14 protein-coding genes are annotated in these 15,143 nt (G+C 62.4%); 11 read left to right on the top strand and 3 right to left on the bottom strand.

The genetic code is table 11. The features are described 5' to 3' along the window. The first annotated feature begins 366 nt into the window (after positions 1-366). Positions 367-978 (top strand): DUF1190 domain-containing protein, encoded by a 612-nt coding sequence (locus tag GL286_RS07450; RefSeq protein WP_155094896.1) that lies wholly within the window; start codon positions 367-369, stop codon positions 976-978. Between the two features lie 4 nt (positions 979-982). Here the strand turns inward: GL286_RS07450 and GL286_RS07445 are convergent, their stop codons facing one another. After that, complete coding sequence (locus GL286_RS07445; protein WP_155094895.1) at positions 983-1,999, bottom strand: LacI family DNA-binding transcriptional regulator; 1,017 nt, start codon at positions 1,997-1,999, stop codon at positions 983-985. 115 nt (positions 2,000-2,114) lie between these two features. On the opposite strand from GL286_RS07445, the gene GL286_RS07440 reads away from it, so the two are divergent. The 8 genes from GL286_RS07440 to GL286_RS07405 all read left to right on the top strand — a co-directional run bounded on the left by GL286_RS07440 (position 2,115) and on the right by GL286_RS07405 (position 9,859). Next, positions 2,115-3,128: a TRAP transporter substrate-binding protein gene (locus GL286_RS07440; RefSeq protein WP_155094894.1), complete on the top strand. Its 1,014-nt coding sequence runs from the start codon at positions 2,115-2,117 to the stop codon at positions 3,126-3,128. Between the two features lies 1 nt (position 3,129). Then, on the top strand, positions 3,130-3,639 hold the full coding sequence (locus GL286_RS07435; protein ID WP_155094893.1) for a TRAP transporter small permease: 510 nt from the start codon (positions 3,130-3,132) through the stop codon (positions 3,637-3,639). Beyond that, a complete protein-coding gene (locus GL286_RS07430) occupies positions 3,636-4,913 on the top strand; it encodes a TRAP transporter large permease (protein ID WP_155094892.1) in 1,278 nt (425 codons plus the stop codon). Before GL286_RS07435 ends, GL286_RS07430 begins: the two co-directional genes overlap by 4 nt. Before the next feature lie 3 nt (positions 4,914-4,916). Further along, complete coding sequence (locus tag GL286_RS07425) at positions 4,917-5,456, top strand: VOC family protein (protein WP_155094891.1); 540 nt, start codon at positions 4,917-4,919, stop codon at positions 5,454-5,456. A 5-nt stretch (positions 5,457-5,461) separates the two neighbouring features. Then, entirely contained in the window at positions 5,462-6,718 is a 1,257-nt protein-coding gene (locus GL286_RS07420) for a RuBisCO large subunit C-terminal-like domain-containing protein (protein WP_155094890.1), read from the top strand. 11 nt (positions 6,719-6,729) lie between these two features. Further along, a complete protein-coding gene (locus GL286_RS07415) occupies positions 6,730-7,941 on the top strand; it encodes a four-carbon acid sugar kinase family protein (RefSeq protein WP_155094889.1) in 1,212 nt (403 codons plus the stop codon). 62 nt (positions 7,942-8,003) lie between these two features. Beyond that, on the top strand, positions 8,004-8,642 hold the full coding sequence (gene eda, locus GL286_RS07410) for a bifunctional 4-hydroxy-2-oxoglutarate aldolase/2-dehydro-3-deoxy-phosphogluconate aldolase (protein WP_155094888.1): 639 nt from the start codon (positions 8,004-8,006) through the stop codon (positions 8,640-8,642). Positions 8,643-8,644: 2 nt separating this feature from the next. After that, positions 8,645-9,859: an MFS transporter gene (locus tag GL286_RS07405; RefSeq protein WP_155094887.1), complete on the top strand. Its 1,215-nt coding sequence runs from the start codon at positions 8,645-8,647 to the stop codon at positions 9,857-9,859. Positions 9,860-9,904: 45 nt separating this feature from the next. Here GL286_RS07405 and xseA read toward each other — a convergent pair whose 3' ends face one another. Further along, entirely contained in the window at positions 9,905-11,467 is a 1,563-nt protein-coding gene (gene xseA / locus GL286_RS07400) for an exodeoxyribonuclease VII large subunit (RefSeq protein WP_155094886.1), read from the bottom strand. A 118-nt stretch (positions 11,468-11,585) separates the two neighbouring features. Here xseA and purD point away from each other — a divergent pair, with 118 nt between their 5' ends. Beyond that, positions 11,586-12,848: a phosphoribosylamine--glycine ligase gene (gene purD, locus GL286_RS07395; protein WP_155094885.1), complete on the top strand. Its 1,263-nt coding sequence runs from the start codon at positions 11,586-11,588 to the stop codon at positions 12,846-12,848. A gap of 332 nt (positions 12,849-13,180) precedes the next feature. Then, entirely contained in the window at positions 13,181-14,743 is a 1,563-nt protein-coding gene (locus GL286_RS07390; RefSeq protein ID WP_155094884.1) for a 2-isopropylmalate synthase, read from the top strand. A gap of 199 nt (positions 14,744-14,942) precedes the next feature. Here the strand turns inward: GL286_RS07390 and GL286_RS22780 are convergent, their stop codons facing one another. Continuing rightward, positions 14,943-15,116: a glycosyltransferase gene (locus GL286_RS22780; RefSeq protein ID WP_155094883.1), complete on the bottom strand. Its 174-nt coding sequence runs from the start codon at positions 15,114-15,116 to the stop codon at positions 14,943-14,945. Positions 15,117-15,143 lie beyond the last annotated feature (27 nt).

Below are 15,143 nucleotides of genomic sequence, written 5' to 3'. Positions count from 1 at the left end.
TTCTGCATTCGGTCTCTCCCCCATTCTTGAGGCTCGGCACCAGCCGACCTGGTGCAACCCTCGAACGGAGAATGCCGCGGGAGAGGCCGCCAACCCAGTCAGCTCACCTCCCGATCATCGGGTCTAAAGCGTTCGGACCGGCGCTTCGCACGCACGATAACGGGACAGGCTATACCTCCACCATCAGGCCCGCCTTTGGCTCGCGCGTCATCGCAACTTGAGCGCAGCCAACTTTACAGTCTCCGCTCGTCGCTATAGCCAAGGCGCACAGGCACAGATCGCTAGCTTATTGGAAGGCGCTCTGATTGCCCTCGTCGCGCAGATGAGGGTCGGAACCGACAAATGACATACATCAAGGGCTGACTTATGACCTCACGCAAACGTTCGCGCCATGTTGCTCTTGTGCTGGCCGGCGCCGCTACTTTGGCTTTGACAGCCTGCGAGGATGACCGCGTCGATGCGCAGGCGTTCCCTGATCTGGAAAGCTGCATCGCGGCGACTAAGGATAACGGCCTGTGGTTCACCGAGGACGACTGCCGCAAGAACTTCGAAGCCGCACAGAAAGAGTTCGTCGAAACCGCCCCGCGCTATGCCTCGAAAGAATTGTGCGAACAGGAACACGGTGCGGGCAATTGTGGCGACGATCAGGCCACAGCCCAACAGTCTGGCGGAGGCTTTTCCTTCATGCCTTTGCTCATGGGCTATATGATGGGATCGATGATGTCACGGGGCGGCGGCATCTTTTCGCAGCCGATGGTTCGCACGGCCAGCGGTGGCTATTCGACCCCAAAGGGCGATCAAAGCTTCGCCACCAACCGCGGCGCGGGCAAGGTCTCGCCGCAGACATTCCAACGCGCTCCGACGACACTAGGTAAACCGCCAATGTCCGCCAGTCAGGTGCAACAGCGGGGCGGCTTTGGCGCAGCCCGCACGGCGCGCCCCTCGATGGGGGGCGGCGGGCGGATGTTCGGGGGATAAGGCTTCAAGCCTCGGGCAGGTTGGTCGGGAAAATGATCTGCATCGGCAGGATCGTCGAATAATCCTGCCGAGAGGATTGCAGCTGATCCAGCAGGACTTCGAACATGGTCTGGTGACGATGGGTCAGAACCGCCGTCATCAATCCCTGCTCAAGTGCTTTTCGCGTGCCGGGACTTAGTCCGTGACCGATCAGGGCAACCTGGCCCGCGCATCCGGCACGGCGCAGCGCCAAGGCGATTCCCTCGGATGATCCGCCGACATTATAAATTCCGCAGAGATCCGGAAATCGGTCGAGCAAATCCTCGGTCAGGCGGGCGTTCGTAAAGGGATCGTCCTTGCCTTCGATAGTCCCTGCCAATGTCAGGTGCGAATAGTCGCGCAGGATCAATTCCTGAAACCCCAACTCGCGTTCGACATGGGCACGGAATTGTCGCGTCGCCGCAATGACGGCCAGCTTACCATTGGCATGGCCGTGCATCCGTGCCAGCAGAAACGCGGCGGTGCGACCCGCAGCCAGATTATCAATCCCGATATAGGTTTGTCGCTTGCTGCCCGTGATGTCGCTGATCAAGGTGATCACCTGCTTGCCGGATGCGACCAGCGCGTCGACCTCGTCGCGCACGTCGGGGTGATCGACGCCGAAAAAAGCGATCGCATCACAACGCTTTCCAAGACGGCGCAGATTGCGCGCAAGCTGGGTCGGGTCAATACAATCCAGCATGAAACTATGGATGCGCGCGCCGCGATCGCGCGCCTTCGCCCATAGCCGCATGTCGTGGTTGAGCTGACGCAGAAAGGCATTGGCGGTATGCGGCAGGATGACAGTCAAGCGTAACCGGTCGGGTCGGGTCAGTCGGGCAAGGGCGGCCTCGGGCAGATAGCGGCTTTCGGCGGCTGCGCGCAGGACACGCTCGGCGGTAGCCGGACGGACATTCGGACGACCATGCAGCACACGATCCACCGTCGCCTCGGAGACTCCGGCCAGGCGGGCCAGATCGCGCAATCCGGGCCGGTTGTTCATTATGACCTCAAAACCCGTCAAAATATTTGCGTTGCCAGTTTTTTGCCCCTTCCGTAAGCCTTTGGTCAAGCATGGGAAGGGGAGTCCCGTGCAACGCACTGTATGGGAGGAATAGATGACGACTTCGACCCGCCTGACCCGGCGCGGCCTGATGGTGGCCAGCGGTGCCGCCCTTGCCACCGCTTTCATCGCCAAAGGGGCCCGCGCAGCCACCACATTGCGCTATGGCCACATGCACACGCCGAATTCGATTGCCGGCGCGCAGGCGCAATGGTTCGCCGATGCGGTTACCGAAAAAACCGGCGGAGAACTGGTGATCCAGATTTTCCCGAACTCACAACTTGGCAAGTTGCAGGAACTGGCCGAGGCCGTCTCGACCGGAACCATTGCCTTCTCGCATAACACCGCGGGCGCAATCGGGTCGCTTTACGCCCCATTCGCGGCCTTCGACACGCCCTATCTGTACCGCGATGTCGATCACCTGATGAAGGTCATGGCAACCGACAGTCCCGTGATGCAGGAGTTGAACGAGGGGCTGATCGGAGCCTCGGGAACGCGCGCGCTTTACGCCTTCTATTTCGGGACGCGCCAGTTGACCGCCAATCAGGAGGTCAAGAAGCCCGCCGATCTGTCGGGCGTCAAGATCCGCTCGATCCCCTTCCCGATCTACATGGCCACCGTCGAAGGCCTGGGTGCCGTGCCTGTGCCAGTGGACTGGTCCGAGGTTCCGACCGCACTGGCAACCGGCGTGGTCGCCGGACAGGAAAACCCGTTGAACGTCCTTGTGACCGCAAACCTCGCCGATGTTCAAAGCCACCTGATGCTGACGGGTCATATCTCGGCGGCGCAGGTAGTGATGATGAACGACGATGTCTGGAACGGTCTGTCCGACGCCCATAAAACGGCCGTCGCAGCCGCCGCCGAGGAGACCCGTGCCCGTGCTTCGGCCGAGATGCTGGCCTCGGAGGAAAAGGACCTCGCCACCTTGCGCGAAAAAGGTATGACGGTCATCGGCGAGACCGAAGGGCTTGACGCTGCCGGTTTCCGCGACAGCGTCAAGGCGCGGATCTCGAAGGAATTCGACAGCCAGTATGGCGATCTTTACGGCAAGATCTCCGCGGTCGCCTGACATGTCCGATCCGCATACGAACCTGCCGGCACCCGTTCCCCGGGTGCTGGATGTCCTGTCACGCGCGCTGCTGACCGTGACCACCGGACTGATGCTGCTGATCGTGGCTCTGCTGGTGGCGCAGGTAGCCGCGCGAAACATCTGGCAGATCGGCCTGCCCCGCGCCGAGGAAATCAGCCGTCTGGCCGGCGTTCTTGCCGTCTATCTGACCGCTCCGGTCTTGGCGCTTCGCGGCCAGCATGTTGCGGTCGATGTCTTTACCAGCGCGATGCCTCGCCTGCCCCGCAAGCTTTGCCAACTGCTGGCAGAGGTCGCAACACTCGCGTTTGCGGCGCTGTCGATCTGGGGAGGCTGGCTGTATCTGCAGCGGGCGTGGAAGTTCAAAACTCCGGCATTGGGGCTGCAGAATATCTGGCTTTTCGCCCCCGTGATGTTCGCTTTTGCGCTGCTGATCGTCATCACGCTTTGGCGCATCCGCGAGTTGATGCGCGACAAAGGAACCAACGAATGACGCTGACCCTGCTTCTGGCCTTCGCCGTTCTTCTGGTGATTGGCGCGCCGATTGCGGTCAGCCTTGGCCTTTCCGCCGGTCTGACCATCCTGATCTATCAACTGCCTGCCGGCGTAATGCTGCAACGGGCCGTAAACTCGATCGACAGCGGACCGTTGCTGGCCGTGCCCATGTTCATCATGGCGGCAAGCCTGCTGACGGCGACCGGCGTGACGAGCTACATGTTCGATCTGGTCCGCATGATCGTCGGCCGCGTGCGCGGTGGAATGGCGCATGTGAATGTGCTGCTCTCGCTGATTTTCTCGGGTATGTCGGGGGCTGCGCTCGCAGATATCGGAGCCCTTGGCGGCATGCAGGTGCGCGAGATGGTTGCGCAGGGCTATACCCGCCGCTTCGCCGCCGGAATCACCATCGCTTCGGCGACGATTGGCCCGATCTTTCCGCCTTCGATCCCGCTGATCATTTTTGCGACCGCGGCAGAGGTCTCGGCCGTCAAGCTGCTGCTGGCGGGGATCGTCCCGGCGATCCTGATTGCCGCGATGCTGATGGGCTACATCGCCCTGATCGCCAAGCGTCAGGGCCTGCCCCGCGACGATGTTCGCCCCACGCTTCCGGCCTTCCTGCGGCTTGCGGTGATCTCGTTCCCTGCACTCCTGACGCCGGTTCTGCTGATCGGCGGGCTGTTGTCGGGTGTGTTCGGCCCGACCGAGGCTGCGGGGCTGACCGTCGCCTATGCCATCTTTATCGGGCTGTTCATCTATCGCAAATTACGGCTGTCCACGTTGGTCGAAGCGGCCCGCGAAACGGTGCTGTCGACGGGTAATATCCTGTTCGTCGTCGCGGCAGCCTCGGTATTCGCATGGGTTCTGACGATGGATCAGGTGCCGGCCCGCGCCAGCGCGTGGCTGCTGGGCGTATCGGACAATCCGCTTGTCCTGCTTCTGATCCTGAACGTGGTCCTGCTGATCGCGGGAATGGTGCTGGAAGGGATCGCCGCGATCCTGATCATAGCGCCCATCGTCACGCCAGCACTGATACAGGCGGGCGCACCGGCCGAGCAGATCGGCATCGTCATGGTCCTGAACCTGATGATCGGGTTGCTGACCCCACCCGTCGGCATGAGCCTGTACATGATGTCGATCGCCGCGAAGATGCCCTTTAGCGAGGTCGTGCGCGGGGTCGCCCCCTTCTTTCTTCCGCTATTCGCAGCCCTTGCCATGGTCACGCTTTTCCCCGGCCTGACCGCCTGGCTGCCCAACTTCCTGATGGAGTAACCCATGAGCCGCTTTCTTGGCCCGATCCGCCAGCTTGGTTTCGTCGTCCCTGACATCGAAGAGGCGATGGATCACTGGTCCCGCGTGATGGGTGTCGGCCCGTTCTACTACAACCCGGCCGTTCCGATCGAAGACTACCTGTATGACGGTGTCAGCCACCAGCCGCAAAACTCGGTCGCATTGGCCAATGCAGGCTACATTCAGGTCGAACTGATCCAGTGCCGCAATGACGTGCCCTCGATGTACAAGGATTTCCGTGAAGCGGGGAACTGGGGGCTACAGCACACCGCCTACTGGACGCAGAATTACGACCGCGACCTTGCACGGATGCAGGATGAAGGCTTCCGGGTCCGCATGTCGGGTCGGGTCGGCGTCGATGGCCGTTTCGCCTATTTCGACCGCGAGACCCATCCCGGGACGGTCATTGAACTCTCGGAGGTCAAGGGCCCCAAGGGCAAGCTGTTCGACCTGATCCGCAGCGCCTCGGAAGACTGGGACGGAGCCGAGCCCGTCCGCCCCTTCCCTGACCTTGCGACGCTGTGACCGCGATGATCCGCGCAACCTATCATGTCGAGACGCCCTGCCCGATTGCCGAAGTTGCGGCGATGATGGCTGGCGAGCAAAGCGCCGGAACCTTCGTCAGGGTCGAAGGCGAGACCGACGAACTGCGCCAACGCTTCGGGGCGGTGGTCATTGAAACCGCCGAACTGGGTCAATCCCAGACTCCCAGCCTGCGCAGCGCATGGGCCGAGCGGAAGGGCCTGACCGGCCCGCGCGGCGTCTACCGCGTCGTGATCGACTACCCCGAGGATAATGTCGGGGTGAACCTTCCGACACTGGCCTCGGTGGTCGCGGGCAACCTTTACGATCTGGGCGAGGTTACCGGTCTGAAGCTTGTCGATGTCGCGCTGCGCCCCGAGTATCGCGTCCGTTACGAAATGCCTGCGCAAGGCATTGCGGGAACGCGCGCCTCGGTCGGTGTCCAGGGGCGGCCGATTTTCGGGACGATCATCAAACCGAATATCGGCCTGTCGCCCGACGAAATCGCAGGACTGGTCGACCGCCTTTGCGAGGCAGGCGCCGATTTCATCAAGGATGACGAGATCGCGGGCACTCACCTCCATGCTCCGGTCGATGCCCGTATCCGTGCCGTCATGGATCGCGTGCGCCGTCATCGTGACCGTACCGGACGGCTGGTCATGGTGGCCTTCAACATCACCGACGAAACCGACAACATGCGCCGCCACGCCGATCTGATCGAAGCCGAAGGCGGTAGCTGCGCCATGGTTTCGCTGAACTGGTGTGGACTTTCCGCCGTTCAGACCCTGCGTCGCCATACGGGACTTGCCATCCACGGCCATCGCAATGGCTATGGAGGCATGGGACGCCATCCGCTTTTGGGTATGGGTGTGCGGGCATATCAGGCGCTTTACCGGCTGGCAGGGATTGACCACATGCATGTGCATGGCATGGGAGGAAAGTTTTCTGATCTGGACGAGGACGTGACCGCAGCAGCGCGACATTGTCTCGAGCCGATGGCGGACCAAGATGATCGGGTGATGCCGATCTTTTCCTCGGGCCAATGGGCGGGAACCTTGCCGCACACGCTGGCTCAGATCGGCTCGGACGATCTGATGTTCCTGTGCGGCGGCGGCATCATGGCCCATCCGCAGGGCCCCGCCGCCGGACTTGCCAGCCTGCGTCAGGCCCATGAGGCGACACGCCTTGGCGTTCCGCTTGCCGAACACGCCCGTAGCGAACCCGAGCTTGCCGCCGCCCTTGCCCGTTTCGGCGCGCAAGGCTGAGGGCCTAGGCCATGACCTATGTCTTTGTCGCCGACGACTTCACCGGTGCATCGGACACATTGGCGACACTGGCCCGCGCGGGTTTCCGCGCGCGGCTGTTTCCTGTCGTGCCCGACCCCACCCAGATCGAAGGGCTGGATGCCTTCGGCATCGCGACCCACGCCCGTTCACTGACGCGAGGCGACATAACGGACCTTGCAGCGCGGATCGGGGCAGCACTGGCCAAGCTGGCCCCGCGCTTTCTGCACATAAAGGTCTGCTCGACCTTCGACAGCAGTCACGAAACCGGAAACATGGCATTGCTCGCGCATGGCTTGGCTGCAGCGACAGGCATCCAACGCATTGCCGTGATCGGGGGGCAACCGTCGCTGGGGCGCTATGCAGTTTTCGGGACGCTTTTCGCACGCGGACCCGACCGAGCGGTCCACCGCATCGACCGCCATCCCGTCATGTCCTGCCATCCGGTCACGCCGATGCACGAAGCCGACCTGATACGGCATCTGGGCCAGCTCGGCCTGACCGGATTGGTGCGCATTGATCGTGGAGCCGTCGAGACCGCACCTTTTCCGCGTTTCTACGATGCGCTCGATCAGCGCGATGTCGAAGCAGCAGGTCGCTCGCTGCTGGCCGAACATGAACCGGTGATCGTCCTGGGCGCCTCATCGGTTGCCGAGGCATGGATCGCCAACCAATCCGAACGACCAGTATCAACAATGCGGAATCTGGAACGAACCGGGCCGGTTTTTGCCTTTGCCGGTAGTCGTTCGTCCGCGACGACGGCGCAGATCGCCTCGGCCAAGGGGATTTCGCGCCTGCCAATCGCCCCCGGCGATCTTGCGGCAAACAGCCCCGCACGGGCAAATGCACTGGCTTGGGTCCGTGAACGACTGTCGCGCGGACAGGATTGCCTTGTCTACCTGACAGCCGAGGCCACGGCGACCAGTCCTGCAACTCTCGCCTCGGCCAGCGCCGATTTCGTTCTGGAAGCCTTACGCGATCTCGCGGTCGCGGGATTGACCGTGGCGGGCGGCGATACCTCCAGCGCCGTGATTACAGCACTCAGACCCGAAAATCTGGATTATGCCTGCGATCTTTGCGCCGGAGTGCCGATCCTGACGGCGCGGGTGAACGGGCTGACGCTGCCGGTGGCCCTTAAGGGCGGCCAGATGGGTGGGGCGGATTTCTTCGAGCAGGCAATCGCGCGGTTGAAGGGCCAGTCTTGAACCTCGGGCGGGAAAAGAGCAGTCTGCCGGCGATTTTGACCCGCTGCCCCGAGGAAACTATTATGACCCCCGAGATCCAATCCCAGAAAAGCCGTGCCCTCTGCCAGCTCGCCCCTGTGATCCCTGTTCTCGTGGTCAAGGATGCCACCAAGGCCGAAGGTCTGGCGACCGCACTCGTCGCAGGCGGACTTCCGGTCCTTGAGGTCACGTTGCGCACCCCCGCCGCACTGGACGTGATCCGCGAAATGTCCAAGGTCTCCGGCGGGCATGTCGGTGCCGGAACCGTCCTGACCCCCGAGGACGCCAAGCGTGCCAAGGATGCGGGCGCAAGCTTCGCCGTCGCGCCGGGCCTGACCGAGACACTGGTCCGCGCCTGCGAGGAACTGGAACTGCCGCTTCTGCCCGGCGCGGTCACTGCCTCGGAAGTGATGCGCGCGATGGAGTTCGGCTATTCGATGCTGAAATTCTTCCCCGCCGAAGCAGCTGGCGGCGTGAAGTCGCTCAAGGCAATTGGCGCTCCGCTGCCGCAAGTCAGCTTCTGCCCGACCGGAGGCATCACCTTGGCCAGCGCGCCGGAATACCTGTCGCTGTCGAACGTGATCTGCGTCGGCGGCAGCTGGATTTCGCCGGATGCAGATGTCGCGGCAGGAAACTGGCAAGCGATCACGAACCGCGCCAGCGAGGCCTACGGCCTGCGCTGAACATGGACAGCGCCGGCGCGAGACGACGGACCCGCAGGAATATCGTTGTCCTAATCTTCGCGCAGGCGGTGCTTGGGGCCCAGCTGTCGATGATCTTTAACGTCGGCGGCTTGGCCGGACAAATGCTAAGCCCGAATCCCTGCATCGCGACGCTGCCGCTATCGATGATGGTGCTGGGTTCGGCGCTGTCGGCTAGGCCTCTTGCCGGTTTCATGCGTCGGCATGGCAGACGCGCGGGTTTCCTGCTGGCATGTGGCCTGTCCGCCCTTGGTGCGACACTGGCGGCTCTGGCGTTGATCGGCGGGAATTTCTGGCTATTCACCGCCAGCGCGACCCTGACCGGCAGCTATATGGCGGCACAGGGCTTTTTCCGCTTTGCCGCAACGGATTGCGCCCCGCCCGACATGCAGGCCAAAGCGATCTCGTGGGTGCTGGCGGGTGGTCTTATATCGGCTTTCACCGGCCCGATGCTGGTCAAGCTGACCTCCGAGGTGACGGCGATACCGTTCCTTGCGACCTACGCGGCGATCATCGGGCTGAACCTGCTTGGACCGGTGATCTTCGCCTTTCTGGATATCCCGAAGCCGACCGCCATTCCTGCAGGTACAGCGCATGGGCGGCCATTGGCCGAACTGATCCGAGTACCGCAAATCGCTGTCGCAACGATCTGCGCGATGGTCGCCTATTCGCTGATGAATCTCGTGATGACCTCCGCACCGCTCGCGATGATCGGTTGCGGCTTTCAAACGACCGAGGCGGCCAGCGTCGTATCGTTCCACGTCCTAGCGATGTTCGCGCCGTCTTTCTTTACCGGCCATCTGATCGCACGTTTCGGTGCGACGCCGATCGTGATGGTGGGCTTGCTACTGCTTGCCTTGGCAGGCGGAACCGCGCTGGCCGGAGTGGATCTGGCGCATTTCTACGGCACGATGGTGCTGCTGGGCTTGGGTTGGAATTTCGGCTTCATCGGAGCGACCACGATGCTAACGCGCGCCTATCGCTCCGAAGAACGCGAGCGAGTTCAGGGATTGAACGATGCCGCCGTTTTTGGTGGCGTGTTCCTTGCCTCGCTTTCGTCGGGCGGATTGATGAACTGCATCGGCGGATCGGCGCGCGAGGGATGGTCGGCAGTCAATCTTGCCATGCTGCCGTTTCTGGTTCTGGCCGGTGGCGCACTGCTTTGGCTGGCGCTGCGCCCGCGGGATCGCGCCGAATAGGGGGATCAGAGGCGCTGCGCCCCCGGTCCACTCGACAAACGGATCTCAAAAAAGCGACTTCTGATCCTTCGACGACTTGCCAGCACGCGTGGGCTTGGTCGGCCCGCTGTCCGGGCGCACGGGTGTGCGGCCATCGGCAAACTCGATTTCGAAACGAGGAGTCTCGGCAGCTTGTTTTGCCGAAGTGATCAGGCCCGAAGGTCCATGCACGACAGCAAATCCGCGGCGCAGCGTCTCGGTATAACCCAAGGTCTGGCGCAATCGGTCAAGCCGCTCCAGACGCTCGCGGCGCGGCGGCAAAAGCCGGACCGCGGCAGCTTGCAACCGCAGCAAAAGCATTGAAAGCTCTTGCTTCTGCCGCGCAATATTCCGGCCCGCATCGCTAATCGTACGAGCGCGGGCGCGGGTCAGACGGGTTCCGATCTGGGTTAACGTCTCGCGCCGTCTCGCCTCGTCTCGGATAACTTCACGCTGTAAACGCTGTTGAATTGCGGTCAGGCGGTCGCGACGGTTCACCAAACCGCTACGCAGGACCGACAGCGAAAACGGCAACGCATTCAGCCTGTCGCGGCGGGTTCTGACAAAGCCCTTGAGCGCGGGCTCAAGCCGTTCGGCAAACAGATCGAAGCGTTGGCGTGCCGGATCAATCAGCGCCTGAGGCCGGCCCAATGCACGGGCCAGATCGGTCAGCCGCTGGCGTTGGCGTTGCTCTCGGGTCTGGTTCGCGCGGATCATCCGCGCCGAGCTTTCGGCCAATCGCGCAGCCAGATCGGCGCGAACCGGAACCGCCATTTCCGCTGCCGCCGTCGGGGTCGGCGCGCGGCGGGCCGAGGCAAAATCGATCAGCGTCGTATCGGTTTCATGCCCCACCGCCGAGATCAGGGGAATCTTGCTGGCAGCGGCGGCGCGAACGACGGATTCCTCGTTGAAGCCCCAAAGGTCTTCAAGACTGCCGCCCCCGCGCGCGACAATGATCAGATCGGGACGCGGGATCGGGCCGTCGGGATCAAGCGCGTTGAAACCCTGGATCGCGTTGGTGACTTGCGGCGCACAGGCCTCGCCCTGAACCGCAACCGGCCAGATCAGCACTCGGGTCGGAAAACGGTCGCGCAGTCGATGCAAGATATCGCGGATCACCGCACCCGAGGGCGAGGTCACAACCCCGATCACCCGTGGCAGATAGGGCAACGGACGTTTACGCGCTTCATCGAACAGCCCCTCGGCGGCAAGGGCCTTGCGGCGTTTCTCCAGCATCATCATCAACGCGCCAGCACCGGCGGGTTCGATCTCGTCGACGATCAGTTGGTATTTCGACTGGCCGGGGAACGTGGTCAGACGACCGGTGGCGATGACCTCGATCCCCTCCTCGGGACGGGTCGAAAGTCGGGCGGCCTGCCCCTTCCATGTGACGGCCGCAATGATCGACCGGTCGTCCTTGAGATCGAAATACAGATGCCCCGAGGAAGGGCGCGAAACGCGGCCGATCTCGCCGCGCACGCGGACGCGGCCAAACTCGCCTTCGAGCACGCGTTTGACCGCACCCGAAATCTCGGAAACGGTGAATTCTGGGGCGTTGCTGCCAGCCGGTGGGTCTTCGAACAGTTCCATGCCCCGGTTCTGGCGCGAGGCCACGCCGGGATCAAGAGACCTTTGCCGGAAGTTTCGGATTGATCCGAAGCGGGCCAGTTCCTAGAAGGCGCGAGATATCCGCAAAAAGGGCCTGTGCATGAATATCCTGATCCTCGGCAGCGGCGGGCGCGAACATGCGCTAGCTTGGGCGATCCGTCAGAATCCGAAATGCGACAGGCTGTTTGTCGCGCCCGGAAATGCCGGAATGGCCCCCTTGGCCGAGTTGGCCGATCTGGACATCCTGTCGGGCAGCGCCGTCATCGCGTTCTGCGAAGAAAATGCGATTGATCTGGTTGTCGTCGGACCCGAGGCTCCCTTGGCTGCCGGTGTCGCTGACGATCTGCGCGCGGCGGGAATTCTGGCCTTTGGTCCGTCAAAGGCAGCCGCCATGCTGGAAGCCTCGAAAAGCTTCACCAAGGAAGTCTGCGATGCGTGTGGCGCCCCGACAGCCGCTTGGGCGCGCTTTGATGCCGCCGAGCCGGCCCGCGCCTATATCGCCGAGAAAGGTGCGCCCATCGTCATCAAGGCAGACGGTCTGGCCGCAGGCAAGGGCGTGACCGTCGCTATGTCTGAATCCGAAGCCATCGCCGCCATCGACGACGCCTTTGGCGGAGCGTTTGGTGCTGCGGGCGCTGAGGTGGTGATCGAGGAGTTCATGGCAGGCGAGGAGGCCAGCTTCTTCATCCTTTGCGACGGTGTTGACTGCCTGCCCATCGGCACGGCTCAGGACCACAAGCGCGTCGGCGATGGAGATACCGGACCTAATACCGGCGGGATGGGGGCATACTCCCCTGCTCCGGTCCTGACGCAGGCCATTCAGGACGAGGTGATGGCCCAGATCGTGCGCCCGACCGTTGCCGAGATGGCCCGTCGCGGAACGCCCTTCCAGGGCATCCTTTACGCGGGACTGATGATCGAGAACGGCCATGCCCGATTGGTCGAATACAATGTCCGCTTCGGCGATCCGGAATGTCAGGTCCTGATGTTGCGTCTGGGCGCTCAGGCCCTGGACCTGATCCTTGCCTGCGCCGAAGGGCGTCTGGCCGAAACCGATGTCACATGGGCCGATGACCACGCCCTTACTGTCGTTCTGGCGGCGAACGGCTATCCGGGCGCATACGAGAAAGGCACCCCGATCAACGGGCTTGCCGATCTGTCCGAGGATTCCTCGCATATGGTGTTCCACGCCGGAACCGCTTTGCAGGACGGAAAACTGGTCGCGACGGGCGGGCGTGTTCTGGCGGCGACCGGACGCGGCAATACCTTGGCCGAGGCACATGAGCGGGCCTATGCGCTTGCCGACGCAATCGACTGGCCGGGCGGTTTCTATCGTCGCGACATCGGCTGGCGCGCACTCTGAAGGCGCGCCTGGAACCGCGAAGTCGGGTAAGGGCTTCAGAAGCAAGAACAACGGGCGGCGGTACATTCCTGTGCCGCCGTTTTCATATGTAATGGCAAAATTTTGGTCGCGAAGTAATTTCGGTCTTTTCAACTCGAACCAGCCGGTCTTATAGTTCGCGCCATGACTCGGAAGCGAAACATCGCCATTGCTCGGGACGCGCAAATCAGCGCGCCCTTCGTCATGAGCCCCCGCGGTCTCCTTCTTCTTACGCTGCGCTGAGCGGGTCTTCCGGGCCGCCGCTCAGCTTGGTTCGCGCCCGGACCAGACGAGCGTAAAGAAGGATTCCCGAAATGACCGACAAGAACCGCGTACTGATTTTTGACACCACCCTGCGCGACGGCGAGCAGTCGCCCGGCGCCACCATGACCCATGCCGAAAAGCTGGAAATCGCCCAGATGCTGGACGAAATGGGCGTGGACATCATCGAAGCGGGCTTCCCCATCGCATCCGAGGGCGATTTCGCCGCCGTGAGCGAGATCGCCAGACGCAGCCAGAACTCGGTGATCTGCGGTCTGGCCCGCGCGCAATTCCCCGATATCGACCGCTGCTGGGAAGCGGTGAAGTTCGCGAAACGTCCGCGCATTCACACTTTTATCGGCACGTCGCCGCTGCACCGCGCTATTCCCAATCTGGACATGGACCAGATGGCCGAGCGCATTCACCAGACCGTGACCCATGCCCGCAACCTGTGCGACAACGTGCAATGGTCGCCAATGGACGCGACCCGCACCGAACATGATTACCTGTGCCGCGTCATCGAGATCGCGATCAAGGCCGGTGCCACCACGATCAACATCCCTGACACCGTGGGCTATACCGCGCCGCGTGAATCCGCCGACCTGATCCGTATGCTGCTGGAGCGTGTGCCGGGCGCGGACGAGATCGTCTTTGCAACGCATTGCCATAACGATCTGGGCATGGCGACGGCGAACTCTCTGGCCGCAGTCGAGGCAGGCGCGCGCCAGATCGAATGCACGATCAACGGTCTGGGCGAGCGTGCGGGCAATACCGCGCTGGAAGAGGTGGTGATGGCGCTGAAAGTCCGTCACGATATCATGCCCTATGACACCGCCATCGACACGACCAAGATCATGGGCATCTCGCGCCGCGTGAGCCAGGTCTCGGGCTTTGCGGTCCAGTTCAACAAGGCGATTGTCGGCAAGAACGCCTTCCTGCACGAATCCGGCATCCATCAGGACGGCGTGCTGAAAAACGTCGAGACCTTCGAGATCATGCGCCCCGCCGATATCGGTCTGAACGAGGCCAATATCGTTCTGGGTAAACATTCGGGCCGCGCCGCCCTCCGCTCGAAGTTGAACGATCTGGGCTATGAGGTGGGCGACAACCAGTTGAAGGACGTTTTCGTCCGCTTCAAGGCACTCGCTGACCGCAAGAAGGAAGTCTATGACGACGACCTGATCGCACTGATGCAGGACAGCGCCGCCAATACCGACAGCGACTATCTGCAGGTCAAGCACCTGCGTGTGGTCTGTGGCAGCGACGGCCAGTCGGCGGATCTGACCATGATCGTCGGAGACGAGGAAAAAACCGTCCATGCCGAGGGCGACGGGCCGGTCGATGCCTGCTTCAACGCCGTTAAGGCGATCTGGCCGCATTCCGCGGTTCTGCAACTGTATCAGGTCCATGCCGTCACCGAAGGCACCGATGCGCAAGCGACCGTCAGCGTCCGGATGGAGGAGGACGGCCGCATCGCAACCGGTCAGGCCGCCGATACCGACACCATCCTCGCCAGCGTCAAGGCCTATGTCGGCGCGTTGAACCGCCTGAAGGTCCGCCGCGAGATGGTCGGGGAAGGTGCCGACGCCAAGCATGTCAGCATGTATTCGCACTGATCCTATACAGACCTGATGAACCCTTGGAAGGACGGCCTGATGCCGTCCTTTTGCATTCGGCGAAGGTCAGATCGACGCCTTCAAGGCGCGGATAATTGTCATTCAGCGCCCCCAGAAGCAGCGAGCATGGCGGCGGCAATTCGGGCAAGATCGGAATCCGGAACTCGAGTCTCTGGTCGGTCTAGGATCTGATCGTCGGCTAACACAGATTCTCGAACGCGTGGAAACGACGGGCAAGCCGCTCGGGCCAGAACAGGTTCAGCGCATGCTCTGCCAGAAATTTCGCCTCGTTTTCGGGGGCCTTCATCGTTCTGACCCAATCACATCGCACCCAAACCGAAAAACGGCAAATTCCAACAATATCGTCTTGCAAAAGAAAGCCTTTTCAGAACCTCGCGTC

Source organism: Paracoccus aestuariivivens, from assembly GCF_009711225.1.
Classification (GTDB): Bacteria; Pseudomonadota; Alphaproteobacteria; order Rhodobacterales; family Rhodobacteraceae; genus Paracoccus; species Paracoccus aestuariivivens.
This window is presented reverse-complemented; position numbering and strand designations above follow the sequence as displayed.

What these genes read in the sequence shown, in the direction of transcription:
- GL286_RS07450 (WP_155094896.1), top strand. Translation starts at nt 367, where the DNA reads ATGACCTCACGCAAACGTTCGCGCCATGTTGCTCTTGTGCTGGCCGGC.
- GL286_RS07445 (WP_155094895.1), bottom strand. Translation starts at nt 1,999, where the DNA reads ATGAACAACCGGCCCGGATTGCGCGATCTGGCCCGCCTGGCCGGAGTC.
- GL286_RS07440 (WP_155094894.1), top strand. Translation starts at nt 2,115, where the DNA reads ATGACGACTTCGACCCGCCTGACCCGGCGCGGCCTGATGGTGGCCAGC.
- GL286_RS07435 (WP_155094893.1), top strand. Translation starts at nt 3,130, where the DNA reads ATGTCCGATCCGCATACGAACCTGCCGGCACCCGTTCCCCGGGTGCTG.
- GL286_RS07430 (WP_155094892.1), top strand. Translation starts at nt 3,636, where the DNA reads ATGACGCTGACCCTGCTTCTGGCCTTCGCCGTTCTTCTGGTGATTGGC.
- GL286_RS07425 (WP_155094891.1), top strand. Translation starts at nt 4,917, where the DNA reads ATGAGCCGCTTTCTTGGCCCGATCCGCCAGCTTGGTTTCGTCGTCCCT.
- GL286_RS07420 (WP_155094890.1), top strand. Translation starts at nt 5,462, where the DNA reads ATGATCCGCGCAACCTATCATGTCGAGACGCCCTGCCCGATTGCCGAA.
- GL286_RS07415 (WP_155094889.1), top strand. Translation starts at nt 6,730, where the DNA reads ATGACCTATGTCTTTGTCGCCGACGACTTCACCGGTGCATCGGACACA.
- eda (WP_155094888.1), top strand. Translation starts at nt 8,004, where the DNA reads ATGACCCCCGAGATCCAATCCCAGAAAAGCCGTGCCCTCTGCCAGCTC.
- GL286_RS07405 (WP_155094887.1), top strand. Translation starts at nt 8,645, where the DNA reads ATGGACAGCGCCGGCGCGAGACGACGGACCCGCAGGAATATCGTTGTC.
- xseA (WP_155094886.1), bottom strand. Translation starts at nt 11,467, where the DNA reads ATGGAACTGTTCGAAGACCCACCGGCTGGCAGCAACGCCCCAGAATTC.
- purD (WP_155094885.1), top strand. Translation starts at nt 11,586, where the DNA reads ATGAATATCCTGATCCTCGGCAGCGGCGGGCGCGAACATGCGCTAGCT.
- GL286_RS07390 (WP_155094884.1), top strand. Translation starts at nt 13,181, where the DNA reads ATGACCGACAAGAACCGCGTACTGATTTTTGACACCACCCTGCGCGAC.